Genomic DNA, 25,526 nt, shown 5'->3' with positions numbered 1-25,526 from the left:
CGTTAGTTCCCCCCTTGCATCAGGACATCATTGTAATACAGGATGGCTTTATTGACGGCTTTGAAGACACCCTTGGAGCTTTCGGAAGCTCCGGAGTAAACGACTCTCTCCTGCTCCACGGCATCCTTGCCCTGGAACAGTTTGGCCATTCCCTCTTCCTGGATGACGTTGCCGACACCCTGGGTTTCATTCTGTTCCACCACCATGATATTGGTGATCTTCTTGGTGGCGTTGTCAAAGGCCACGGCCACGGTGATGGGCTTGTCTTCATAATAACCGGGGCTAGCGGCGTAGACGATGTATCCGGTAACGGTACCGGCAGTCTTCACTTCGAAGGTCTTGTACTCCCCTTCGATTTCCACCATTTCATCGCCCGTGAGGAGCATGTTTTCGATGGTAGGCTCTGCCTTGGGTTCTTCCGTCACTTCTTCGCCCAGAATGTTGGCTTTGTGGAATTTCACCACGGTATTCACCGCACCGGTCACCGCAGTGGAAGAAATGGTAGCGCCGGAAACGGCGGCAATTTCATTGTCCGCAGCGGGAGCCGTCTTCACCACTTTGAATTCTCCTTCGGGAGTCTTGCTGCTGAACTGGCTGATGAACTCCTCTTCCTGAACACGAGCACCAAGACCCGGTGTTTCAGAAAGCTGGGTAACACGGGCAGCAATAACCTGGCCGTCCATATCCATACCCACGACAGTGGTAAGGTCTGGCTTATATCCAGAAACCTTGGTCTTGTAGACATAGCCGACCACATCGGTACCCTTCAGGGCCTTGTAGATTTCCACAATGGTTTCGTCGGCTTCGAAATCAGCGGTGACGTCTTCGATGGAGTCTGCTTCGGGCATAACCACGGCTAGATCATCTTTATTAATGGCATTATTGAGGGCAATCTGTTCCTTGGTGGATTCATAGACATAGGCGACTATACCCGCCACCACCACACAGATAATGGTCAATATTGCACCCAGCTTCACCAGTTCGAGAAGCAGGTTATCGGTCTTTTTTTTCATTATGCCGTCGCCTCCTTCTTGGTGCTGACCTTTCCTTTAAAGAAAGTGTCAATGAATGGGGCGAAGACATTGGCGATGAGAAGTGCATAGTAAGCCCCTTCCACATTCTTGCCCACGCCGATGAACAGAGCGGCGAAAACGCCCAGAAGTGCTGCATAAACCCATTTTCCGCCATTGGTGATGGACGAGCTGGCATAATCATTGGCCAGGAAGAACGCCACCAGATAGATACTGCTGTTCATGCCCAGGATGGCCACATCGCCCAGAACGAACTGGGAGAAGAGGATGCTCACCAGAAGAATGGTGAACGGCACGCGAGCGCGGATGATGCCGCGGAAGATCAGATAAAGCCCACCGACCACAATGGCGATGATGGAAGCTTCACCCAGGTTTCCTCCGGCTTCGCCGATGAGGCGTTCCGCCAGGCTTAAATCCCCAAAGGGTTTGTACTTCAGCAGTGCTCCGTAGGAGACCACGGCAAATACTTTGGCGGCTCCGGCGGGATTCATGAAGTTCTGTCCCAGTCCGCCATAGACTTCCTTCACTAGGATAATGGCGAAGAAGGAAGATACGGCGGCAATCCACAGGGGCACGTCCACGGGAAGAATCAGCGCCAGTATGGAACCGGTGACCACGGCGGAAAGATCATTCAAGGTATGGTTCTTGTGCAGAAGCTTCTTGAAGATGACTTCCGCAGCCATGGAGGCGGCCACGGTGGTGAGAAGGACAAGAAGTCCGTTTAGTCCGTTGAAGTAGATGCCGGCAGCTGCCACAGGCACCAGTCCGATGAGCACATCGAGCATGATCCTGTTCACTCTCAAATTGGACTTAATATGAGGTGATGAAGCAACGGTAATTTTTTTATTCTCCATTTTCATAACCTCCTATCGTTTAACCTTTTTGGCGGTTTTAAAGGACTGCAGCAGATGTCGCTTGGATGGGCAGACATAGGAGCAGCGTCCGCATTCTACGCACATCCCGCCGCGGTTTTCATAAAAGCTCTCAAAGTCTCTCATGATGACCAGGGCATTGAGCTCATAGGGATGAAGTCCCATGGGGCAGACATCGGCGCAGCGTCCGCACTTGATGCAGTTGACTTCTTCTTCCTTGGATACTTCGTTCTCCTTGAGGAAGAGGATTTCGCGGATTCCCCGGTTAATGGGGGCATCCGTGGAGAAAACGGCATCTCCGGAGAGGATGTTGCCGGCGACGATTCTGAAGGGATCCGTGACGCCTGCTTTTTCCATGACCACATCCAGGGTGGTGCCGGAAAGGACTTTGTAGATTCCCGGCGTGGCCACAGCCTCGCCGTTGACCAGCATGAGCTGATAATGAGTCAGGCGGTTGTCCATGAGTCCCCGGGCTACAGCCGGCAGAAGGAAGGCGTCGATGACGACGGTGTCCTTCATGGCGAAGTCCCCAAAGACATCGCGGGAAGCCAGATTCATGTCATGATAGAACTGGGTGGGCAGTTTTGAAATGAGACGCACACCGGTGTTCTTCAGAAGATCAGTAAATCCGATGACGGAATCCGCATCGGCAGTGGAAAGCAAGGTGATGTTGGCCTCGGGATAGAGATGCTTGAGAAGATCGATTCCCCGGAGGAAGTCTTCTTTCTCGGTCTCGTAGAGGTAGCCGTCCACCTGGCCGTAGAGTCCGCTTTCCTGCGCATTGAGCAGGACGTTCTTGGCTTTTTCTTTAAAAGAGAGCTGCATGCCCCGCTTGCGGTTGGACAAGTTCTGGGTTTCGATAAGTCCCAGCTGCTTGATGGCGTCCTGCAGCGCTTTGAAATCCATGGTCTCATAGTTGAAGGTGTCTCTAGGCATCTTCTCATAGAGCTCGTCATTCTCCACCAGCACCACGTCCACTTTGTTGCCCAGAAGATCCACTTTGGTGGTGATCTGCTTTACGGTACCGGAAACACTGGAATAAACGGGAACCACACTGTTGTTCTCCCCTTCTCCCAGGATCTGGTTCACCAGTACGCGGTCACCCCGCTTCACGGTGGGAACACACTTCAGATTATGTTGTTGCGACAGTGAGTAAACCATGTTCTTTGGCGCATCGACTTCAACAATATTGCTGAAATGTTCGGCGGGTTTGAACTTGGGCACATGCACTGCTTTTGATACAGAAAACAGTTTCATATCCATCCCCCTAAATTTGTATGAAGTATAACAAATACAAGATATAGTATAGCATTGTTGACTGGACACCACAATAAATGACAATATATTAACAAATGGTGAATAAAAGAAAACCGTTGGAAATCAACGGTTTTCTTTCGATCAAATCTTTATTTTTTCATCGAGAACGATATCATAAGATTTGGTACAGTTAAATATGGACTCGATACTGTTTTTCCCCTTGTTTAGAATGCAGGGAAAATGGATCCTTCATACTTTTCTTCGATGAACTTCTTGGTGTTCTCATTGTTCAGAACCTTGTTCAGCGCCTTGATCTTGTCGGAATCCTTGTCTGCTTCGCGAACGGCCAGGACATTGGCATAGGGGGATTCGGATCCTTCGATGAGCAGTGCGTCAGCCAACGGATTGAGTCCGCCTTCCAGAGCATAGTTCATGTTGATCACGGCAGCATCCACATCCACCAGGGTACGGGGAAGTGCAGGAGCATCCAGTTCGGTGAACTTCAGGTTCTTGGGGTTGGCCGTGATGTCCAGGACGGAGGCAATCTCGGTGTCCTTCAGCTCGATGAGGTCATTGGCTGCCAGAAGCTTCAGGGCACGGGATCCATTGGTGGCGTCATTGGGGATGGCGATGGTGGCTCCATCCTTGAGATCTGCCACGTCGGTGATCTTTTCGGAATAGAGTCCCATGGGCTCGATATGCACCTTTACGGTCCAGGTGAGACCCAGGTTCTCGGCCTTATTCATTTCTTCCAGATAAGGAATGTGCTGGAAGAAGTTGGCATCCAGTTCGCCTTCGGAAAGGGCCTTGTTGGGCAGAACATAGTCGTTGAAAACCTTGATTTCCAGGTTGTATCCCAGGGCCTTCAGATCCTCCCGGGCATTTTCCAGGATTTCTGCATGGGGGACAGCCGAAGCGCCCACCACGATGGTCTTGTCGTCTTTCTGTCCGCATCCGGCCAGAAGACCCAGGCTGAGAAGTGCTCCAAGGAAGAGTGAAACTGTCTTTTTCATAATAAAATCAATCCTTTCTGTAAGTGCATTGTGTGCTTAATCTGTACTAAAATTGAACAATTAAATTTATCGGATGAGCTGGCGGTAGATTCGGTTGCCCAAAGTCTGAATCACCTGGACCACCAGGAAGATAATGACTACGGTCACGGCGAGGATTTCATCATTCCAGCGGTAGTAGCCGTAGTTGATGGCCACCTGCCCCAGCCCTTCTCCGCCGATGGTTCCCGCCATGGCGGAATACCCGACGATATTAATGAAGATATTCGTAATGCCCTGAACCAGATTCGGCAGAGCCTCCACCAGCATGACCCGGAATATGATCTGGGAGTTTTTTGCCCCGAAGGACTTGGCCGCTTCAATGATTCCTGCATCCACCGTGTTCAGGGAACCTTCGATGATGCGTGCAGCAAAGGGAATCGCTGCGATGGTCAGCGGCACGATGGCGGCGGTGGTTCCAATAGCTGTGCCCACCACAAAGCGGGCAAGGGGAAAGAGCATGATCATGAGGATAATGAACGGAAAGCTGCGGAATAAATTAATGATGAAGTCCAGGACATTGTAAATCACCGGTTTTGGCTTCAATCCGTTTTCCTTGGTGTAGATGAGGACGATGGCCACCAGGAATCCCAAAAGGATGGCCAGCACGCCGGAGACACTGATCATCAGAAGGGATTGCATCAGCGCTTTCAGGTATCCATTAAAGTTCATTGACAATCACCTCCGTGTTCAGGCCTTTTGTCGTGAGATAACCGAGAATCCGGTCACGATCCCCATCATCAATGCTGATGACCAAAGATCCCAGTACATCGCCGCTGAAGTTTTCCAGCTTGCCCCAGACGATGGAGAAATCCACATTGAGGTCCCGAGCCATGGCGGTGATGATACTCTGATTGCTGAACTCTTTGGTAAAGAAGATTCGGATATTGGTCCCCTTGGGAAGCACTTCCATTTCGTCCTCACCGATGAGTTTTTTCAGGCTCTTTCCGGGGTTGAGGAAGAGATCTTCCACATCGCCCAGGGCACTGACTTTCCCCTTTTCCATAACCGCCACCCGCTGGCAGATGTCCTTGATGACTTCCATCTGGTGGGTGACCACCACGATGGTCAGGCCCAGCTCGGTGTTGATCTTTTTCAGCAGGGAAAGAATCTCCTTCGTGGTATTGGGGTCCAGAGCAGAGGTGGCTTCGTCACAGAGAAGAATCTCCGGATCCAGGGCCAGGGCCCGGGCAATGGCCACACGCTGTTTTTCCCCGCCGGACAGCGCTTTGGGTTTGCTGTCGTATTTTTGGGATAGACCCACAAGATCCAGGAGTTCCTTGGCCCGGCGCTGCCGGGTTTCCGGATCGACTCCCCAGATTTCCATGGGCAGGGTTACATTTTCTAAGGCGGTTTTTTGGGTCAGAAGATTGAAGTTTTGAAAAATCATGCTGATTTTTTTGCGCAGCTGTCGGATCCCCTCTTCGTTCAGCGAAACCAGGGAAATGCCGTCGATGTTGATGTCTCCGGCGGTGATGGGCTCCAGGGCATTGATGCAGCGCAGCAGGGTGGATTTTCCCACACCGCTTCGGCCCACAATCCCAAAGATTTCTCCGCGATGAATTTCAAAGGAGACATCCCGGATGACCTCCTGCTGGGCATAGGTTTTTTCAAGATGATTAATTTGAATCAACGTCTTCGCTCTCCTCACGTCGTCCGATGGCGGATCCTCCATCGAACAGAATAAAAAAATCGCCTAAGAATAAACTTAGACGAATGAAATCTAAAAGTTTATTCTCATCTCTCAGCTTGCGCTGTAGGAATTGGCACCATATACTGCCGTATTGGTTGCCGGGTTTCACAGGGCCTGTCCCTCCACCTCTCTAGATAAGAAATATTAATATTTGCTTGTTTTATAGTGTACCACGTTTAAGAGAGTTGTCAATGATGGAACCCCACGGTTTGTGAACTTGGCATTTGTAAAGGATTGCCATTCTAAATCCGTCCGATGTCCCGGCGGGAAAAGAGATCCGGGTTGACAACTTCATGAAGAACTTTTTCGATCTGGGTGAAGGGCGCCTCCCCTTCTCCATGGGTCACCAGGGTGAGAACCCGTCCCGAGGAGGAGAGAATTCGCTCATCCTGACCATGGGAAGCATAGGCGAGAACGGAAACCTGAGAGAACTTCCGGGTAAAGTAAGCCGTAATGTCAATGTCTTTTTTGTAGCTTCCCGGATAACCCTTGGCTGCCAGCACCACCGCCAGGGCTTTGCCGGGCTTCACCCGAATATCCGTAGCTTTCAGCTCTCCCTTTAGGGTTTTCTCGAAAATGGTGCAGAGATCGCCCTCCAGAAGCTCCAGAATGCCCTGGGTTTCAGGGTCTCCAAAGCGGAGATTGTATTCCAGAAGATAAGCACCCTTTTCATTCATCATGAGACCGAAGAAAATGACCCCTTTGAACTGAAGGCCTTCGGCCTGGAGTCCTGCGAGGGTTTTCTCCAGGATGTTCTTCTGGAAATCCTCAGCCAAAGAACCATGGAAATAGGGATTGGGCGTGAGACTGCCCATACCTCCGGTATTGGGGCCTGTCTCCCCTTCAAAGACCTTTTTATGGTCCATGGAGGAGTTGAGGACGACAATCCCTTCCCCATCATAGAGGGTGATGATGGAAGCCTCCTTGCCCGTGAGGTATTCTTCGATGACCACGGTGCGGGAAGCGTCCTGGAAACGTCCTTCCACCATGAAGCTGTCCAGGACTGCTTCACCGGTTTCCCGGCTGTCCACGATTTCCACGCCCTTTCCCTGGGCCAGACCATCGGCTTTGATGACCACGGGGAAAGTCACATGCTGAAGATGTGCCTTGGCTTGGGCGGCGTCGTGAAACACCTGGTAGGCCGCGGTTTTAATCCCGTGGCGGATCATGAAGTCCTTGGCGAAGGATTTGGAACCTTCCAGGGCCGCCGCTGCCCGATGGGGGCCGAGAATAAAGAGCCCTTCCTCTTGAAATGCATCCACGATGCCCTCCATGAGGGGAGCTTCCGGGCCCACGACGGTGAAGCTGATCCCCTGTTCCCGGGCAAAGGTCAGGAGGTCTTTCTGGCTTTCTACGGCCAGGTTCTCGCACTTGGGTTCCCGGGCGGTACCCCCGTTGCCGGGGGCCACATAGATCTTCTCTACCCGGGCAGACTCTGCGAGTTTTTTGGCCAAGGCGTGTTCTCGGGCACCATTTCCGATCAGCAGTATACGCATGTTTTTGTCCTCCTAATGCTTGAAATGACGCATGCCAGTGAAGACCATGGCGATGCCGTGGCTGTCGCAAACGTCCACGGATTCCTGGTCCCGAATGGATCCGCCAGGCTGGATGATCGCCGTGATGCCATGTTTTGCCGCTTCTTCGGCCACATCACCGAAGGGGAAGAAGGCATCGGAAGCCATGATCCGGGCTTTTCCGTCGGCTTGGTTCAGGGCGATTTTCGCCGCGTCGATGCGGTTGACCTGTCCGCCGCCGATGCCGAAGGTCTGACGATTTCCCGTGACCACGATGGCGTTGGACTTCACGTACTTCACGACTTTAAAGGCAAATTCCAGTTCCGCCAGATCGCTTTCTGTGGGCTCCGCCTGGGTTACGGTCTTGAGCTGAGCAAGAAGAGCCTGATCTTCTTCCTGGGCCAGCAGGAGGCCGTCCAGGGAGACGTAGGCCAAGGACTGGGAGGGCTTATGGGTACACTGAATCACCCGAAGATTCTTCTTGCTTCGCAAAATTTCCAGGGCTTCCGCCGTGAAGTCCGGGGCCATGACCACTTCCAGGAAAATCTCCGTCATTTTTTTTGCCGTGTCGGCCGTGATGGTGCGGTTTAGGGCCACAATGCCGCCGAAGATGGATACGGGATCCGCTTCATAGGCTTTCACGTAAGCTTCCAGATCATTGTCGCCCAGGGCTACACCGCAGGGGGTGTTGTGCTTCAGGGCGCAGCAGGCGGGTTCTTCGAACTCGCCGACGACCTTCCAGGCGATGTCCAGATCCTTGAGATTATTGTAGGAAAGCTCTTTGCCGTTTAAAATCTGCATGTGCTTCAGGGCGCCTTCCGTATCCAGGGCTTCATAGTAAGCCGCTTTCTGATGGGGGTTCTCGCCATAGCGCAGATTGGCCACCTTCTTATAGGAAAGACTGAGATAAGTCTTGTCTTCTTCGGCCAGGAGATAGTTGGCCACAGCGCTGTCATAGGCCCCCATGAGGTTGAAGACTTTTCCCGCCAGTTTTTTGCGGTAGGCCCGCTTCTCCGGCGATTCCGCCAGGGGGAAATGGACCATGAAGGAGGGATAGTCCTCGGGATCGGAGAGGACAAACACATCCTGGAAGTTTTTCGCCGCCGCGCGAAGCATGGTGGGACCGCCGATGTCGATGAACTCCACCTGTTCCTCTTCACTGAGGTTTTCCTTGAGTTTTTCAAAGAAGGGATAGAGGTTCACACAGACAATGTCGATGCCCTCAATGCCCAGGGCTTCCACCTGGGCTCGGTCCTCCTCCAGATGTCGGCGGTAAAGAATCCCGCCGTGGATGAGGGGATGCAGGGTCTTCACCCTTCCATCCAGGATTTCCGGAGAAGAAGTGATATCTTCTACTGACAAAGGCGAAAAGCCCAGGGCCTTTAAAGCCCGGTAGGTGCCGCCGGTGGAGATGATCTCCACCCCTTGCTCCGTTAAAAACTGGGCCAGTTCCGCCAGTCCTTTTTTCTCATATACACTGATCAGTGCTCTCATGTTTCACTTTCCTCCCTTGCGATCATTCGAATGGCGTCAATGAGCGCCCCTTTTTCTTCGGCCATGACCCGCTTTGCGATGTCCTCTGCCGTGGTGGCATCCTGAATCCCGATGATCCGCTGCAGAATCAGCGAACCGCCATCGACGGTTTCGGTGACATAATGCACCGTGCAGCCTGAATAGGGCATACCGCTGGCCAGCACCGCTTCATGGACTTTGTGGCCATACATGCCTTTTCCCCCAAAGCGAGGGAGCAGCGATGGGTGCAGATTGATCATCTTCCCCTGGAGACGGGTGAGAAGTTCCCCTTCCAGAATGGACAGGAAACCGGCCAGCACCACTAAGTCAAATCCCTCCACTTCCGGAAGAATTTTTCCGGACAGGTCTTTTCCCCGGGGGAAAACCTTGTAGGGAACGCCAAATTCTTTGGCATGTTGAAGACCCGGTGCTTCCCGGTCGGCAATGACCAGGCCCACCTCATAGACGCGATCTTTGCGGGAATCCTCCAAAATCGCCCGCAGGGTGCTTCCGGTCCCGGAAATGAGGACAGCTATTCTAAACAAATGGCTTCCTCCCCTTCGTCGATGAAGCCCAGGAGCACGGGATCTTCTCCCTGGGACCGGAGGAAGTCCAAAAGCTCCTCCTGGTGGTTTTGATCCACACAGAAGACGAAGCCGATGCCGGTGTTAAAGGTCTTGTAGAAGGATTCCCGGGGCACGCCCCGCTCCTCCAGCAGTTCGTAGATGGGCGGAAGACGGTAGCTGTCCTTGCGGACATGGATCCGAAGGGCCGGATTGGTCAGGATTCGGGGAAGATTTTCCACAAAGCCGCCGCCGGTGATATGGGCCATGCCGGCCACAGGAAACTTCGCCATGACCTTTTCCACGATGTCCGTATAGATTCTCGTGGGAGTTAACAGATACTCGCCGAGAGACACACCCTGGAACATCTCCGAAAGGTCGGAAAATACTTTGCGCAGGAGACTGTAGCCGTTGCTGTGGAAACCCGAGGAACGAAGGCCGATGAGGACATCAGAGGGCTTAATGGTTTTGCCGGTGACGATGGCCTCTTTCTCCGCCACACCCACGGCAAATCCGGCGATGTCATACTCCCCTTCCTGATAAAATCCGGGCATCTCCGCGGTTTCTCCCCCAATGAGGGCCATTTTCCCCTGGACGCAGCCTTCGGCCACGCCTTTGACCAGTTCCGAGGACACGTCGGCATCCAGCTTTCCGCAGGCCAGATAATCCAAGAAGAACAAAGGTTTCGCGCCATGGCAGAGGATGTCGTTGACGCACATGGCGACACAGTCGATGCCTACAGTATCGTAGATGCCCAGCTCAAAGGCAATCTTGAGTTTGGTTCCCACGCCGTCGGTGCCGGAGATGAGTACAGGCTTCTTATAGCCCTCGGGAATCTCCATCATGCCGGCGAAGGAGCCCAGACCGTTGAGCACCAGCGGGTTCATGGTACGCTGGGCATAGGCCTTGATTTTCTCCACGGAGCGGTATCCCTCTTCGATATCCACACCTGCTGATTTATAGTCCATCATTCTTTACGACCTCCATGAATTCGTGGGGGGCACCCAGGGGATAAATTCCGCTGAAGCAGCCCGTGCAGAAGGAGTCCTTCCCCAGGGATGCCACCAGGCCCTCCCGGCTGAGGTATTCCAAACTGGTGCTGCCGATATAGCTGTTGATTTCATCCTTGCTCATGACGGCGGCAATGAGATGCTTACGGTACGGAGTATCGATGCCGAAATAGCAGGGAAACATGACCTTAGGCGAGGAGACCCGGAAATGGACTTCCTTGGCGCCCGCCCGATACAGAAGATCCACCAGATACTTGGAGGTGGTTCCCCGAACGATGGAGTCATCGATGAGGACCACACGCTTGCCCTCCACCACATCTTTCTGGGCATTGAGCTTCAGCGAGACCACCTTCTCTCGGGCTTCCTGGGAGGGAGTGATGAAGGAGCGGCCAATGTACTTGTTCTTGGAAAAACCGATGTCGAAGGGAATCCCGGATGCCCGGGAGTAGCCGATGGCTGCAGCCAGACCGGAATCGGGAACCCCGATGACCACATCGGCTTCCACGGGGGCTTCCTCATAGAGCTTTTCTCCGGTTTTCACCCGAAGCTGATGGACGCTGATGCCATCCATGATGGAATCAGGTCGGGCGAAATAGATATATTCAAAGGAACAGGTGGATCCTTTCGTCTTTTCCGAATAGATGTAGGACTTCACTTCCCCATTTTCGATGACCACCATTTCGCCGGGCTTAATGTCCCGTTCCAGGGTACCGCCGATGGTATCGATGGCGCAGCTTTCCGAGGCCAGAATCAGGTCCTCTCCCCTTCTTCCCAGGACCAGCGGACGAATGCCGTAGGTGTCCCGGATGCCGATGAGCTTATTGCCGAAGGCGATGACCAGGGCGAAGCTGCCTTTCACGGTACGCACCGCATCCAGGACAGCGTTTTCCAGTCCCTTGTGGATGCCCCGGGCGATGAGGTTCACAATGACCTCGGAGTCCGTGTCCGTCTGGAATACTGCACCGCTGTCTTCCAGGAGGCTGCGGATCACTTCCGTATTAATGAGGGTCCCGTTATGGGCAACGCCGATGGAGCCCAGCTTGGTCTTTGCCGTGAGGGGCTGCGCATTGAGCACACTGGAGTCCCCTTTCGTGGAATATCGCACATGTCCGATGGCGATGTTTCCCCGAAGCTCCTTCAGATCATTGCGGTCCAGCGCCTGGGACACCAGCCCCATGCGCTTGCGAAGGATCATTTCCCCCTTGTCCAGGGAGGCAATGCCTGCGCTTTCCTGTCCCCGGTGCTGCAGGGAGTAAAGACCGTCGAATACGTCATAGGAAGCGTGGCGGCTCTTGGTGTAAAGACCGAATACCCCGCACTCCTCTTTGAATTTATCGTTGAGAAAAATCATAATTACCCCTTCTTCATCCGATTGATGACTTCTTCATAGGCTCCCTTGACGTTGTCCAGATTGCGCCGGAATCGGTCCTTGTCCATCTTTTCCCGGGTTACGGCATCCCAAAGCCGGCAGGTGTCCGGGCTGATTTCGTCCGCCAGGAGGATATTCCCCTGGGCATCCTTGCCAAACTCAATCTTGAAGTCCACCAGAATCAGGCCGATTTTCTGGAAGAACTCCTTCAGGAGGTCATTGATGGTGGCGGTGATTCCATAGATCTCCTTCAGCTCCTCGAAGGTGGCAAGGCCAATGGCTACGGCATGGCTGTCATTGATAAGGGGATCGCCCAGGGCATCATTCTTGTAGCAGATTTCGAAAATGGTGGTGTTCAGTTCGGTGCCTTCTGGAACGCCCAGACGCTTGGAGAAGGATCCGGCAGCCACGTTGCGGACGATGACTTCCAGGGGAATGATCTCGACTTTCTTTACCAGCTGTTCCCGATCGGAAAGGGTTTTGATGTAGTGGGTTTTCACCCCGTGAGCTGCCAGGTACTCGAACAGAATCGTGGTGATCTGGTTGTTCATGATTCCCTTTTCGTCGATGGTTCCCTTCTTTTCGCCGTTAAATGCCGTGGCGTCATCCTTGTAGTAGACAATGACCTCGTTTTCGTTGTCGGTGAGGAAGATCTTCTTGGCCTTTCCTTCGTAGAGCATTTCCTTCATTCGTAAATTACCTCCTGAGCATATTCAGCACTGAGCTGTTCTTTTAGATTTTTCCGGTAGTTGAGCAAAGCGGTTTTCAGTTCGGGATACTTCACGGCCAGGATCTGGACGGCGAGCATGCCCGCATTGTAGGCATTGCCGATGCCCACGGTGGCCACGGGGACCTGCTTGGGCATCTGGACGATGGAGAAGAGGGCATCCAGACCTTCCAGAGCCCCTTTTAGCGGGACACCGATGACGGGAAGGACAGTTTTTGAGGCCACTACCCCGGGAAGGTGAGCGGCAAGGCCGGCACCGGCGATGATCACCTCAAACCCCTCCTCCTCTTTCTTTGTGAGCACTTCCTCCAGGAGTTCCGGAAGACGGTGGGCGGAAAGGGCATAGGATTCATTATGGACACCAAACTCATCCAGGGCTTTCTTTGCACCGTGCATGACACTTTTGTCCGAGGGACTTCCAAAGAGAATGAGAACCTTCATTTAGTTTCCTCCGTTTTCTGTGTTCGTTGTATTTTGCAGAAAGTATTCGACGCCGGCGCGGAACATATTTTGGTCGTAGCGGCCTGTGTAGTTCTGGTAAAGTCCCGGCTGGTAACGCTCTGTGTGACCCATTTTTCCGAAGACCCGTCCGTCCGGGGAGGAGATCCCCTCAATGGCCAGCATGGAGCCGTTGGGATTGAAGGGACCTTCCAGGGTGGGATCCCCTTGGGCGTCCACATACTGGGTAATGATCTGACCGTTTTCCAGGAGGGTCTTCAGGACTTCCGGAGAAGCCACGAACCTTCCCTCGCCGTGGGATACGGGAACATCGTAGATTTCTCCCAGGACATTTTTCGCCATCCATGGGGTGTTGCGGGAAACGATCTTCGTTCGGACCATGGAAGAAATATGCTTACCGCCCGTATTAAAGGTAAGGTTGGGCATATCCTCCCGGACATCGATGATCTCGCCATAGGGGAGCAGTCCCGATTTCACCAGACCCTGGAAGCCGTTGCAGATGCCCAGGATCAGGCCGTCCCTTTCTTTGATCAGTCCATGGACGGCAGCTTTGACTTGGGGGTTGCGAAGCACATTGGCGATATATTTTCCGGAACCGTCCGGTTCATCCGCCGCACTGAATCCTCCAGCCAGCATGAGGATGTCGGATTCCCCAATATGACGGGCTAAATCCGTAATGGCCTGACTGAGGGAAGCTTCATCATTGCGGAAGACGAAGGTTTTCACCTCGGCACCGGCTTCCTGGAAGGCAAATTCCAGATCAAACTCGCAATTGGTGCCGCAGAACACGGGGATCAGCACCCTGGGCTTTCGGCCAAGGGGTGCCCGGGGGGCGGGTTCCTGAGAGGCCAGGACGGTGGGGACCTTCTCCCCTTCCTGACTGTATTTTCGGAACACCGGCATCAGCGGTTCGCTGCGTCGGGCGCTGATTTCGTCAAAGCTAAAGGTGTGGGAACCGAAGCGGATGGAATCTGTGCCCGTATGGCCCACGGCGGTGAGGACGCATCCCTGGGTCTTCGCCTGGGAAAGAACCTGATCCAGCTTTTCCTGGGGGACTTCCACGAGGAAACTTCCCGGGTCCTTGGAGAGAAGGTTATCTGCGGAAGCTGTTATCTCCACGCCGATGCGGTTTCCCTGGGCCATGTTCACGGCGGTTTTCCAGAGTCCTCGCTTCAGCGTATCCACGGCACGAAGGAGACCTTCCTCCTGGAGGGCTCCCAGGAACTTTGCATTGCGCTGGAATTCTTCGGCAGCATACAGCCCCTTCGTCTTCCCGGTCTTGAGGATCAGGAGGACTGAATCTGTCCCTTGAAGAACATTGGTCAGGATCCGTTCTTTGGGTGCAGTGGTTACGGCGAAGGAGATGAGGGTGTCGGGCACCTGGAGTTCCTGGAAGGTTCCGGACATGGAGTCCTTTCCGCCGATGGCGGGAACCTGATAATCCAGCTGGGCCCGTAAGGCACCCAAAAGAGCCAGGAAGGGTCTTCCCCAGTTCATGGGGTCTGCGCCGAGTTTTCGGAAGTATTCCTGGAAACTGAGGCGCACGGTCTGGGGATCGCCTCCCAAAGCTGCAATCTTCGCCAGGCTTTCCACCACGGCATTATAGGCTCCGGTGAAGAGATCTTCCTCCAGGGCTTCGGGGTCGAAGCCATAAGTCATGAGGGAGGCATCCAGGGAACGGGTGCCCTTCACGGGGATCAGGGAAGCCATGCCAGGACTCTTCGTGTCCTGATAGGTTCCGCCATAGGGCAGGATGAGGTTGTTTCGGCCGATTGAGGCATCGAAGTTTTCCACAAGGCCCTTCTGATCGGCAAAATCCAGCGTCATCAATGCATCTGCCAGGCTGTCCCGGGAAACTTCATGCTGACGTTCTTCTAGGGCCTCTGCTGAGGCAGGAACTGTCACGGCGGCTTGGGCCATGGCGCCATGGGTGTTCAGGAATTCGCGGGACAGATCCACGACCTGTTCTTCTCCATGGAACATCCGAAGTCTTCCGGTGTCTGTCACCTGGGCCACCTGGGTGGCCTCCAGGTTCTCTTCCGCAGCCATGGTCTGGAAGGCTTCCAGATCTTTGGCTTCAATGACCACGGCCATGCGTTCCTGGGATTCCGAAAGGGCAATCTCCATGGGGGTAAGCCCCTGGTACTTTTTGGGCACCCGATGGAGCTGAATATCCAGGGAGTCCGCCAGTTCGCCAATGGCCACGGATACGCCGCCAGCGCCAAAGTCGTTGCAGCGCTTGATCATGGAAAGAGCCTGGGCGTTTCGGAAGAAACGCTGCAGCTTTCGTTCTTCCACGGCATTTCCTTTCTGTACTTCAGCTCCCGCTTCTTTAATAGACTCCTCATGATGTTCCTTGGAGGATCCGGTGGCCCCGCCGATGCCATCCCGACCGGTGCGGCCGCCCAAAAGGACGACAATGTCTCCTGGGGCGGGAACTTCCCGGCGGACTTCCTCGCGAAGCACAGCGCCGATGACCGCGCCAGTTTCCATGCGCTTGGCCCGATAGCCGTCATGGTAGATCTCTTCCACAAATCCGGTGTTCAGTCCAATCTGATTGCCATAGGAGGAAAATCCCTTGGCTGCGCCTGTGGTGATGACCCGCTGGGGCAGTTTTCCCGGGAGGGTTTCCTCTAATGTTGCCCGGGGATCTCCGGACCCGGTGATGCGCATCCCCTGGTAGACGTAAGCCCGTCCGCTTAAGGGATCGCGGATGGCGCCACCCAGACAGGTGGCGGCACCGCCATAGGGTTCGATCTCCGTGGGATGGTTATGGGTTTCGTTTTTAAACTGAACGAGGACTTCCTTCTCCCCATCTTCGGTCCGTACGGTGCGGATGATGCTGCAGGCATTGATTTCCTCCGACTCATCCACATCCCTGGCCAGTCCCTGACTCTTGAGATACCGGGCTCCGATGGTGCCTAGATCCATGAGGGTCACGGGCTTGTGTTCACGATTAAGTTCCTTCCGGAGCTCTAGATACTGTTCAAAGGTTTCCTTGGCCAAAGGCGATGCCCCATCCCAGGTGATGGAGGTGATGGAGGTGAGGTGGGTGTTAAAGGTGGTATGGCGGCAGTGATCCGACCAGTAGGTATCGAGAACACGGATCTCCGCCAGCTGGGGATCCCGACCTTCCATCTGGAAGTAATCCTGCACCGTGGAAAGATCTGCAGAGGTCATGGCCAGACCGGCAGTTTCCCGGAATGCCTCCAGGGCATCGGGTGACCAGGTGACAAATCCCTCGAGGATGCCTTCCGTGGAAGCTTTTGGAGGAGCGATCTTTTCCTCCTCGTGGAGGGAGCCTTCCTGCATTTCCACAGGGTTTAAGAGGAAGTTGCGAATTCGACGTAATTCTTCCGCCGTTGCCCCCGGAAAGAGATAGATTTTCTTGCAGTGAACCCGAGCGCTGAAATTGCCCAGGATCAGCTGGATGCATTCCTCCGTGGCTTTGGCCCGCTGGTCAAACTGCCCCGGAAGAAGTTCCAGGACAAAGTAAGGATGCCCATTTAAAAACTCTTCATTGGGATGAACATCATCCATGGAGACTTCCCGGAGTACCTGGTCTATGACAGTGGACAGATCCTGAGGAGCCACCCCCTGAAGAGCATAAACCTGAATTAAACGGGACTGAGTTTTGATTTTTAGCATCTCGCCCAAGGTCCGATCCAGCGCTTTAGCCTCATCCCGATACCCGATTTTCTTCTCAACATAGACATTTTTTACAGTATTCATGTTTTCCTCCCCGAACGATTCATACCATGATCATAGCATTTAAACGTCAAAAGTCAATAATAACCCGAAAACAAACTGTTAATATTCGTACAGGTACAAACAATGACTATTTCAATCGTAAACTAAACATGATAATGCAGTAATGTATACCCTTTTTAAGGAAGTTCTGGTACACTGGATAAAGGTCCTGTTCATGCCCTGGAGGAAACCCAGGACATTTCTTCGCCGGGATTTAGGTGTTATAATAGCGGTAATCTATCCTGCACACGCAGGAAAACTATGAAGTGATGAGAGGATTTGGCCATGGATTTTATCAAGGTTTCTGCAGTTTCCCCACAGCTTCGGGTGGCGGATGTGGAGTTCAACACCCAGGAGATCATCAAAATCATGAAAAGCCAGAGCGAAGCGAAGACGAAGGTTGTGGTTTTTCCCGAACTGTCCCTCACGGGGTACACCGCCCAGGATCTCTTTTTAACCGAAGATCTCCTGCGCGGCGCTGAAAAAGGCCTGAGAAAGGTGCAGGAAGCTTCCCGTGAGCTGGATCTGGTCGTCATCGTGGGCCTGCCCCTGGAACACCAAAACCGTCTCTTCAATGTGGCGGCAGTGATCTTTGAAGGCGAAATTCTTGGCATCGTCCCCAAGACGCACATCCCCAACTACAATGAGTTCTATGAAAGCCGCTGGTTTACCCCCTATTCCCCGGCCTGGGGAAACAGCGTCCGGGTATCCCATGCCGGAGAGCTGCCCTTTGGAAATCTTCTTTTCCGCACACCAGAGTATACCTTTGGCGTGGAAATCTGCGAAGATCTCTTTGCGCCCATATCTCCTTCCGCCCACCTCTCCCTCCAGGGAGCCGAACTGATTTTCAATCTTTCCGCCTCCAACGAACTGGTGGGAAAACGGGAGTATCGCCGTGACCTGGTGAAGATGGCCAGTGCCAAGAATATGGGCGCCTATATCTATGCTTCGGCAGGCACCGGCGAGTCCACGACGGATCTGGTGTTCAGCGGGCATCTGCTGGTGGCCGAATACGGCACTGTTCTCCAGGAAAATCAGCGATTTGCTCTGGAATCCGATGAAGTAAGCGCTTATGTGGATCTCTCCCGCATTCGGGGTGAGCGGCGACGAAACAGCACCTTCCGCGGGAGGACCAGCGGACAGGAGGCTGGGCTGGTGGAGTTTGTCCACCGCGCCTATGATCTTTCGGGCTTTGATCGGCTGGTGGATCCCCATCCCTTTGTTCCCCGGGATGACCAGGAGCGAAAGCTTCGTGCCCGGGAAATTCTTCAGATCCAAAGTCACGGACTGGTCAAACGGCTTCGCCATCTCCAGATGACGAAGACCGTCATCGGAATTTCCGGAGGACTGGATTCCACCCTGGCTCTCCTGGTCATCGTCAAGGCGTACAAAATTCTTCAGCTGCCGCTGGAAAACATCATTACGGTCACCATGCCGGGCTTCGGCACCACGGATCGCACCTATCAGAACGCCATCATTCTCTGCCAGGAATTGGGTACGGATCTTCGGGAAATATCCATTGTGGATGCTGCGCTTCTTCATTTCCGGGATATCGGCCATGATCCGTCCACCCACGATGCCACCTATGAGAATGTCCAGGCGCGGGAACGGACCCAGATCCTCATGGACATTGCCAACAAAGAAGGCGGCATTGTCGTGGGTACGGGCGATCTTTCAGAGCTTGCCCTGGGCTGGTGCACCTACAACGGGGATCAGATGTCCATGTACGGGGTGAATGCCTCCGTACCGAAGACCCTGGTCCGGTATCTCATCCGGTATTTCCTGGAGGAAGAGTTCACCGGACGCCTGGCGGAAGCGCTACAGGATGTTCTCGATACGCCCGTCAGTCCCGAGCTTTTGCCCAAGGGAGACAATGACGAGCTGCTCCAGAAAACGGAAGATCTGGTGGGCCCCTATGAACTCCACGACTTCTTCCTCTATCACGCCGTAAAGTACGGTGCTGATTATCGGAAGATTCTTTTCCTGGCGGAAATTGCCTTCCAGGGTGTTTATCCGCGAGAAGTCATTCTTCGCTGGCTCCGGGTATTCATTAAGCGCTTCTACAGCCAGCAGTTTAAACGTTCGGCCATGCCGGACGGCCCCAAAGTGGGAAGCATTTCCCTTTCTCCCCGCGGAGATTTGCGAATGCCTTCCGATGCCTCCGCAGCCCTTTATCTGGCCCAGCTGGAGGAGGAGTTCCCTTCTGTTTAATCATTGCGAAATTAAGAAATAAACGAGGTGTATGCCATGTGGTTCAGTAAATCACAAAATCAGGTTCTTGAGGAGCTTGATGTCAAATTAGAAACCGGTCTCACCGAGGCGGAAGTAAAGACCCGGCAGGAAAAGTACGGCCCCAACAAACTTCAGGAAGCAAAAAAGAAGTCTCTGCTTTCGCTGTTTTTCTCCCAGCTCAATGATGCACTGATCTATGTTCTTTTGGCGGCGGCCTTTGTCACGGTGCTCGTCCATGAATATGCCGATGCGGTGATCATTGTGGCTGTTGTCATCCTTAACGCCACCATCGGTGTGATCCAGGAGGCCAAGGCGGAAAAAGCCATTGAAGCTCTGAACAAACTCACCACCCCCCGATCCCTGGTTCGGCGAAACGGAGAAGTGGTGGAAATCAGTTCTACAGAGATTGTCCCCGGCGACATCGTCATCCTGGATGCTGGACGCTATGTCCCTGCGGACCTCCGGCTCATCGTCAGCTCCAACCTGCAGATTGAAGAATCTGCCCTCACGGGAGAATCCGTCCCCTCGGATAAATTTGCCGACAAGATGTTTGACAGCGAGAGCATGCCCATCGGCGATCAGGCCAACATGGCCTTCATGTCCACCCTCGTCACCTATGGCCGTGGCGAAGGCGTCGTCGTACATACGGGAATGGAGACCGTGGTGGGAAGCATCGCCAAGAGTCTCAATGAGAATGTAGAAGGCATGACCCCACTGCAGAAACGTATGGATGAGTTGGGAAAAACCTTGGGTAAGCTAGCCCTCATCATCACCATCGTGATGTTTCTCATCGGAATCTTCCAGAGGCGTGATCTTCTGGAAATGCTTCTCACCGCCATCAGCTTAGCTGTGGCTGCCATTCCGGAAGGACTTCCTGCTATTGTAGCCATCGTTCTTGCCCTGGGCGTCACCCGCATGAGCAAGATCAACGCCATCGTCAAGAAGCTTCCCGCTGTGGAAACCCTGGGATCTGTGAACATTATCTGTTCGGATAAAACCGGAACCCTCACCCAGAACAAAATGACCGTCCTGAAATACTTTACCTTAAAGGGTTTGGTCGATGTGGATATCACTGCGGACAAGGCAGAAGCCGAGGGCGATGCGAAGGAGCTGATCAAATCCTTTGTGCTCTGCAGCGACGCCACGGCCAATGGCCAGGAGTCCACGGGAGATCCCACAGAAGTGGCTCTCATCGTGCTGGGCAACCGTCATGGCATGACTAAGGATACCCTGAATACCACCTTCCCCCGTCAGGATGAACGTCCCTTCGACTCCGACCGCAAGCTCATGTCCACGCTGAATGTGGAAGGAACCGGTTATCGGGTCCATACAAAGGGTGCCATTGACAACATTCTGAAGATCTCCTCCAGCGCCTTGGTGGATGGACAAGTCGTTCCACTGACCGAGACCATGAAAGCCGCATTTCTGGCGGAAGCGGAGAAAATGTCCGATCAGGCTCTTCGCGTGCTTGGGGTGGCCTTTAAAGACACGAAGGAGCCCCTGGCTCCAGAAGAGATGGAGAAGGACCTGACCGTGGTCGGCTTTGTGGCCATGATTGACCCGCCGCGCCTGGAAGTGAAGGACTCCATTGCCGCAGCCCATGGCGCGGGCATCACCTCCATCATGATCACCGGCGACCATAAAAATACCGCCGTGGCCATCGCCAAGGATCTGGGCATTGCCCGGAACATCAGCGAAGCCCTGACGGGAGCGGAGATCGACGAACTCACCGACGAAGAGTTTGCTTCCCGCATCGGCCAGTACCGCGTCTTTGCCCGGGTCTCCCCGGAACATAAGGTGAAAATCGTTAAGGCCTACAAAGCCCACGGCAATATCGTGTCCATGACCGGTGACGGTGTCAACGATGCCCCTTCCCTGAAGCATGCGGACATCGGTGTAGCCATGGGAATCACCGGCACCGACGTTTCCAAGGGTGCTGCGGACATGATTCTCACCGATGATAATTTCACCACCATCGTGGCAGCCATCGAGGAAGGACGAAATATCTACAACAACATCAAAAAAGCCGTCATCTTCCTTCTGTCCTGCAACTTGGGCGAAATCATCGCCATCTTCATCTCCGTACTCTTCTCCTTCGCCATTCCGCTTCTCCCCACCCAGATCCTCTGGGTAAACCTGGTGACGGATACCCTGCCCGCCATTTCCCTGGGCGTGGATCCTGGCGATCATGACGTGATGAAGAAGAAACCCCGTAATCCCAAAGAAAGCTTCTTCGCCAACGGTGCGGGAACTCGTGCGCTCATCGGCGGTGTCCTCATTGGTATCCTCACGCTGGTGGCCTTTGCCATCGGTCTCCATGAGGAAGGTTATACCCTCTTCAACTCTGCCACGGCCACAGAGAAAATCCAGAACCATGGCCGCACCATGGCCTTCGTGGTCCTGGCCACCTCTCAGCTGTTCTACTCCCTGACCATGCGCAGTGAAACGAAATCCATCTTCCAGGTGGGCCTCTTTAAGAACCGCTACCTGATCCTCTCCATCATCGCGGGCATTCTCCTGCAGGTGGGCGTGATCAATGTACCTTTCCTGGCAGAAGCCTTCAAGGTGAGACCTCTTTCCACCTTTGACTGGAGTGTGGTCTTCGGCCTGGCGCTCATTCCCCTCTTTGTGAATGAGATCATTAAGATATTCATGCGAGCCTACCGTCGAAAAAACAACATCGTCGATTAAGCCCCATAAAGCCATAAAAAAAGGATGCTCAGTTTTTACTGGGCATCCTTTTTCATGAAAAAACGACTTCTTGTAAGATCCTTGGCCTATGGCCGGACATAGTGAAGTTCCACCAGATAATCCGCCCATCGCACGTTTTGAAGATCGAAGATCTTGGCGGGAAAACCAGGCAGAAAGAGCGGAATCCCCTCACCCAGAAGTTCCGGGATCACGGTGAGGATCAGTTCATCCACAAGATCCTCTTCCAGAAAAGCGTTCAACAGGTGTGCCCCACCCACCAGCCAAAGATCCTTGTCGGCCGAATCCCGGAGCTTTGCCAGTTCCTCCTTATCCACGCTAAGCTTTGGGTGAAGGCCTTCCTTGGGAGGCAGCAAAGTGGAGGTATAGACCAGGGTTTCCTTCCCTTCGTAGGGCCACTCCTCTGGAGAGAGCTCCGTCACCAGCTGATCATAGGTTCGCCGACCCAGAATCACCGTGCCGACGCGGGCATAAAACTCCTCGTACCAGGCCATGACTTCCGCTGAATTGTACTTGACCAGCCAGTCGATGGCACCATCGGGCCGGGCCAGATACCCGTCCAGACTCTGGGTGATGTAGCAGACGATTTTTCCCATACTAGGCTCCTTTCAAGGGGGGGTCCCCCTTCCTTGATCTTCTGCCTTTATGATAATATAGGAGTTGAAAAGGTACAAGATAATGCGTTGAAATGGGGTTGAACAATGAAATCTATACTGCAGATTTTTCGTTTGAAAAAAGAAGCGGTGCTTCTGGATTCCCGGCTGTATATTCTGAAAGCCATGCTGGCCATCGGTACAGGCTATCTCCTGGGCCGAGCCTTCACCGTGACCCGCCTGGACATGATTTCCGTGCTCCTGGGAGTCATGTACAATCTCGAACCCACAAATCTCACCGCCTTTAAGAGCGGGGTGAATCAGCTGTTGGCCTCGGTACTTGGGGCTGTAACCACAGGAATTCTGGTGGCCCTTCTGGGGGTCCATGTGTTCACGGTCATGCTGGGCATGGGGCTCACCATGTTCATCGCCCTAAAAATCGATTACCGTTCCATCCCTCCCGTGGCGATCTTCACCAGCATCTACATGACCCAGTACATCCAAAGTGATGCGCTGGGAAATCCCAGCATTCTTCTCACCATCCGACTCCGGGTGCTGGCTTTGGGGCTGGGCGTCATCATCGCTCTGGTCTACAATTACGGGTTTTCCTTCTTCTATTACCGAAAAATCGCCGTGCGCCGACTGGAATACACCAAGGGTCAGTGTGTCTCCATGCTCAAACAGACAGCCCAGTATCTGACTTCCCCTGGGGATACCTCCCAGGGAGAGGATCTCCCCTTCCCCCTGATCTTCAATGACGTGGACACGGTCTGGTCCCAGCTGAAGGCCATCCGCCAGGAGTCTTCCCTTCCCTTTAGTACTGCCCAAATGAACAACCTCCTGGTGGCAGAAAGTATCGTGAAAAGCCTGAAAGCCATCGTCCATATGGCCTATGATCTCTGCTACACCCGAAAGGAAGCCCTTCTTCCCGGGGACAGGGACCTGATGCAGCTTCAGCTCCTCATCGAGCAGCTGGAACGCGCGAGCTTCCTTCACCTCTCCTCCTTTGCAGATTCAGGGATAGGCCAGAAGGAAGACGAGGAAGAACAAGCTTATGAATCCCGAAGACAAAGCAGCATTTCCGTGATGCTGCAGGAATATCGAAACATCACAGCGAATATCAAGAAATTTTCCGCATAATAAAACTCCTGCACATTTTCGTGCAGGAGTTTTTGTCTGTCTTGGGATAAACCGCCTTAGAGGGTTTCTTCCAGGAGACGGACCAGCTCTTCCATGGCGCTTTGCTCCAGATCCGTGAAGCGGGCCAGGGAGGGGCTGTCCAGGTCCAGGACGCCCAGGATCTCTCCATCCTGACGGATGGGGACCACCAGCTCAGACCGGGAGGCCGCATCGCAGGCGATGTGGTTATCCAAGGCCAGGACATCGTCCACCCGCTGGGTTTTACCCTCGGCCACGGCGGTGCCGCAGACGCCGCTGCCTATGGCGATGCGGTTGCAGGCAGGTTTGCCCTGGAAGGGTCCCAGAACCAGTTCACCTTCATTCATGAGGTAGAAGCCTGCCCAGTTCAGATCTTCCATGTACAGCGCGATGATGGCGCTAAGATTCGCCAGGTTGGCGGTGAGATTCTTTTCGTTTCGCAGCTGAGCGCGGCTAAAGAGCAGAATGCTCTCCATGCGTTTTGCCGGGCTGAGGCCCTTGGGGTTTACAGTTTCGATCATCGGTTTCTCCTTTATTTCAGGTGGGTACCCTTTTCATCCTGGGTGATTTTTCCGTTCTTCATGAGATTGCCCAAGGCAATCTTGAAGTAGTTTTTGCTGCAGTGGAACTGCCGACGGATTTCCTCCGGCGTGGATTTGTCGTTGTAGGGCATAAAGCCGCCATGGGCCTCCAGATACTGAAGAATCTGTTCGGAAAGCTCCAGTTTCTCTTCCACCATTTTCTTTCGGGGGGTAAAGCTGATGCGGCCATCTTCCAGAATTTTCTTCACGGAGCCCGTAACCTCATCTCCTGGCTGAAGATCGGTGAAATACTCATTCTTCAGGATAATGCCCAGATATTTGCCGCCCAGGGCCACTTCCAGGGTACCATTGGTCTGTTTGCCGTAGATGATTCCACTGACAGTATCGCCGGCCTTGAACTCGCCGCTTTCCGGGGTATCCAGGTAGCGGCCTACTTCCGTGGAAGCAGCCAGACGGCCGGTCTTGTCTTCGTACACAAAGACCAGGTAGGACTTTCCTGCGATGAGGGGATACTTCATCTCTCCCCGGGGAACCAGGACATCGCGCTCCAGGCCGATTTCCAGGAATGCGCCGAAGTCGGTGATGGAATTGACCTTCAATACGGCCAGGTGATCCACGGTGACGAGGGGTTCCTTCATGGTGGCGACCAGACGGTCTTTGGAATCCCGATAGATGAACACCCGAACGGTCTCTCCAATTTTAGGTTTCTGTCCCAGGATACTACCCGTGGGCAAGAGGATGTCATCGGAGGTGTTTCCGGTACCTCCATCGAGGAAAAGCCCAAAGGCAGCTTCGCGTTTAACCTCCAGGTTGTTGTAGTCTCCAAATTTAATCATGATTTTCTCCTTTATGCTTCTTCGCATAATCAACATAGTGTTCCGAGGACCAGGAAATCCGCTGGATTTCTTCCTCGGTGAGTTTCCGGACAAATTTCGCGGGTCTCCCCATCCAGAGCTCCCCTGCCGGAATGGTCTTCCCTTCCGTCACCAGGCTTCCTGCACCGAGGATGGTGTTTTTTTCGATGGTGGAGCCATTGAGGAGGATACTGCCCATCCCGATGATGGAATATCCCTGAATCACCGCTCCGTGAATGATGCAGCTATGGCCTACGGTCACATGATCCCCGATGAACAGGGTTAAGCCCAAGTCCGTATGAAGAACGGAGTTGTCCTGGATATTGGAGTGCTTTCCGATGCGGATGGGGCTCACATCTCCCCGGATTACGGTGCCGTACCATATGGAAGAATCTTCGCCCACCGTCACATCGCCGATGACTGAAGCATTTTCCGCGATGAAGGCATGGGCATCGATCTGGGGAACAAGGGTTCCAATTCTTTTGATCATCCTTTCTTCTCCTTTCTTCAAAACGTCAAGAAAAAACGGATACCTTACCGATCCGTTCGTAATTAGACTATTTCACTATGGGGTGTCGCTCCGAGCTTTCGATACAGAATGTTCATAGAAAGCACCATATCTTGTGGTTTTG

The 25,526-nt window shown here is 53.6% G+C and carries 21 protein-coding genes and 1 riboswitch; of the genes, 3 read left to right on the top strand and 18 right to left on the bottom strand.

Annotation, left to right across the window (positions count from 1 at the left end; translation table 11 throughout):
• Nucleotides 1-2 precede the first annotated feature (2 nt).
• From KCG48_RS00590 to KCG48_RS00525, 14 genes are all read right to left on the bottom strand, one after another.
• On the bottom strand, nt 3-1,013 hold the full coding sequence (locus tag KCG48_RS00590; RefSeq protein ID WP_211799344.1) for an FMN-binding protein: 1,011 nt from the start codon (nt 1,011-1,013) through the stop codon (nt 3-5).
• Nucleotides 1,013-1,885 carry an RnfABCDGE type electron transport complex subunit D gene (locus KCG48_RS00585; protein ID WP_211799343.1) on the bottom strand — a complete coding sequence of 291 codons (873 nt, stop codon included), beginning with the start codon at nt 1,883-1,885 and terminating at the stop codon, nt 1,013-1,015. Before KCG48_RS00585 ends, KCG48_RS00590 begins: the two co-directional genes overlap by 1 nt.
• A 12-nt stretch (nt 1,886-1,897) precedes the next feature.
• Nucleotides 1,898-3,160 carry a 4Fe-4S dicluster domain-containing protein gene (locus tag KCG48_RS00580; RefSeq protein WP_211799342.1) on the bottom strand — a complete coding sequence of 421 codons (1,263 nt, stop codon included), beginning with the start codon at nt 3,158-3,160 and terminating at the stop codon, nt 1,898-1,900.
• A 224-nt stretch (nt 3,161-3,384) separates the two neighbouring features.
• Nucleotides 3,385-4,176, bottom strand: coding sequence for a MetQ/NlpA family ABC transporter substrate-binding protein (locus KCG48_RS00575; RefSeq protein WP_211799543.1), 792 nt, complete (start codon nt 4,174-4,176; stop codon nt 3,385-3,387).
• A gap of 63 nt (nt 4,177-4,239) precedes the next feature.
• Entirely contained in the window at nt 4,240-4,881 is a 642-nt protein-coding gene (locus KCG48_RS00570; protein WP_211799341.1) for a methionine ABC transporter permease, read from the bottom strand.
• A complete protein-coding gene (locus KCG48_RS00565; RefSeq protein WP_211799340.1) occupies nt 4,871-5,842 on the bottom strand; it encodes a methionine ABC transporter ATP-binding protein in 972 nt (323 codons plus the stop codon). The genes KCG48_RS00570 and KCG48_RS00565 overlap by 11 nt, the downstream gene beginning before the upstream one ends.
• Before the next feature lie 101 nt (nt 5,843-5,943).
• A riboswitch (SAM riboswitch) is annotated at nt 5,944-6,043 on the bottom strand.
• 101 nt (nt 6,044-6,144) lie between these two features.
• A complete protein-coding gene (gene purD / locus KCG48_RS00560; RefSeq protein WP_211799339.1) occupies nt 6,145-7,398 on the bottom strand; it encodes a phosphoribosylamine--glycine ligase in 1,254 nt (417 codons plus the stop codon).
• Between the two features lie 12 nt (nt 7,399-7,410).
• On the bottom strand, nt 7,411-8,910 hold the full coding sequence (gene purH, locus KCG48_RS00555; protein ID WP_211799338.1) for a bifunctional phosphoribosylaminoimidazolecarboxamide formyltransferase/IMP cyclohydrolase: 1,500 nt from the start codon (nt 8,908-8,910) through the stop codon (nt 7,411-7,413).
• Nucleotides 8,907-9,473, bottom strand: coding sequence for a phosphoribosylglycinamide formyltransferase (gene purN, locus KCG48_RS00550; protein WP_211799337.1), 567 nt, complete (start codon nt 9,471-9,473; stop codon nt 8,907-8,909). Before purN ends, purH begins: the two co-directional genes overlap by 4 nt.
• Nucleotides 9,461-10,462, bottom strand: a complete 1,002-nt coding sequence (gene purM, locus KCG48_RS00545) for a phosphoribosylformylglycinamidine cyclo-ligase (protein ID WP_211799336.1) — start codon at nt 10,460-10,462, stop codon at nt 9,461-9,463. Before purM ends, purN begins: the two co-directional genes overlap by 13 nt.
• Nucleotides 10,449-11,852 carry an amidophosphoribosyltransferase gene (gene purF / locus KCG48_RS00540; protein WP_211799335.1) on the bottom strand — a complete coding sequence of 468 codons (1,404 nt, stop codon included), beginning with the start codon at nt 11,850-11,852 and terminating at the stop codon, nt 10,449-10,451. The genes purM and purF overlap by 14 nt, the downstream gene beginning before the upstream one ends.
• A gap of 2 nt (nt 11,853-11,854) precedes the next feature.
• Nucleotides 11,855-12,559: a phosphoribosylaminoimidazolesuccinocarboxamide synthase gene (purC, locus tag KCG48_RS00535; protein ID WP_211799334.1), complete on the bottom strand. Its 705-nt coding sequence runs from the start codon at nt 12,557-12,559 to the stop codon at nt 11,855-11,857.
• A complete protein-coding gene (purE, locus tag KCG48_RS00530) occupies nt 12,556-13,038 on the bottom strand; it encodes a 5-(carboxyamino)imidazole ribonucleotide mutase (RefSeq protein ID WP_211799333.1) in 483 nt (160 codons plus the stop codon). Before purE ends, purC begins: the two co-directional genes overlap by 4 nt.
• Nucleotides 13,039-16,788 carry a phosphoribosylformylglycinamidine synthase gene (locus KCG48_RS00525; RefSeq protein ID WP_211799332.1) on the bottom strand — a complete coding sequence of 1,250 codons (3,750 nt, stop codon included), beginning with the start codon at nt 16,786-16,788 and terminating at the stop codon, nt 13,039-13,041. It lies immediately after the preceding gene.
• Between the two features lie 303 nt (nt 16,789-17,091).
• Here KCG48_RS00525 and KCG48_RS00520 point away from each other — a divergent pair, with 303 nt between their 5' ends.
• Nucleotides 17,092-19,017, top strand: a complete 1,926-nt coding sequence (locus KCG48_RS00520) for an NAD(+) synthase (RefSeq protein WP_211799331.1) — start codon at nt 17,092-17,094, stop codon at nt 19,015-19,017.
• Between the two features lie 36 nt (nt 19,018-19,053).
• Entirely contained in the window at nt 19,054-21,729 is a 2,676-nt protein-coding gene (locus KCG48_RS00515; protein WP_211799330.1) for a cation-translocating P-type ATPase, read from the top strand.
• Nucleotides 21,730-21,815: 86 nt separating this feature from the next.
• On the opposite strand, the gene KCG48_RS00510 is transcribed toward KCG48_RS00515, so the two are convergent.
• Nucleotides 21,816-22,343, bottom strand: coding sequence for a dihydrofolate reductase family protein (locus KCG48_RS00510; protein ID WP_211799329.1), 528 nt, complete (start codon nt 22,341-22,343; stop codon nt 21,816-21,818).
• Nucleotides 22,344-22,475: 132 nt separating this feature from the next.
• Between KCG48_RS00510 and KCG48_RS00505 the strand changes: the two genes are divergently transcribed.
• Nucleotides 22,476-23,480, top strand: coding sequence for an aromatic acid exporter family protein (locus KCG48_RS00505; protein WP_211799328.1), 1,005 nt, complete (start codon nt 22,476-22,478; stop codon nt 23,478-23,480).
• 56 nt (nt 23,481-23,536) lie between these two features.
• Here KCG48_RS00505 and KCG48_RS00500 read toward each other — a convergent pair whose 3' ends face one another.
• Genes KCG48_RS00500 through KCG48_RS00490 form a run of 3 tightly spaced genes read right to left on the bottom strand, consistent with a single transcriptional unit; the run spans nt 23,537 to nt 25,384 of the window.
• The gene (locus tag KCG48_RS00500; protein WP_331000362.1) at nt 23,537-24,019 is read right to left on the bottom strand and encodes a GAF domain-containing protein; all 483 of its coding nucleotides are present in this window, start codon (nt 24,017-24,019) and stop codon (nt 23,537-23,539) included.
• Nucleotides 24,020-24,030: 11 nt separating this feature from the next.
• Entirely contained in the window at nt 24,031-24,876 is an 846-nt protein-coding gene (locus KCG48_RS00495; protein ID WP_211799327.1) for a CvfB family protein, read from the bottom strand.
• Nucleotides 24,869-25,384, bottom strand: a complete 516-nt coding sequence (locus tag KCG48_RS00490; RefSeq protein ID WP_211799326.1) for a gamma carbonic anhydrase family protein — start codon at nt 25,382-25,384, stop codon at nt 24,869-24,871. The genes KCG48_RS00495 and KCG48_RS00490 overlap by 8 nt, the downstream gene beginning before the upstream one ends.
• Nucleotides 25,385-25,526: the final 142 nt, after the last annotated feature.

The organism is Proteiniclasticum sediminis (genome assembly GCF_018128025.1).
Lineage (GTDB): Bacteria > Bacillota > Clostridia > Clostridiales > Clostridiaceae > Proteiniclasticum > Proteiniclasticum sediminis.
The sequence above is the reverse complement of the archived record's forward strand: the minus strand, read 5'-3'. Positions and strand labels throughout refer to the sequence as shown.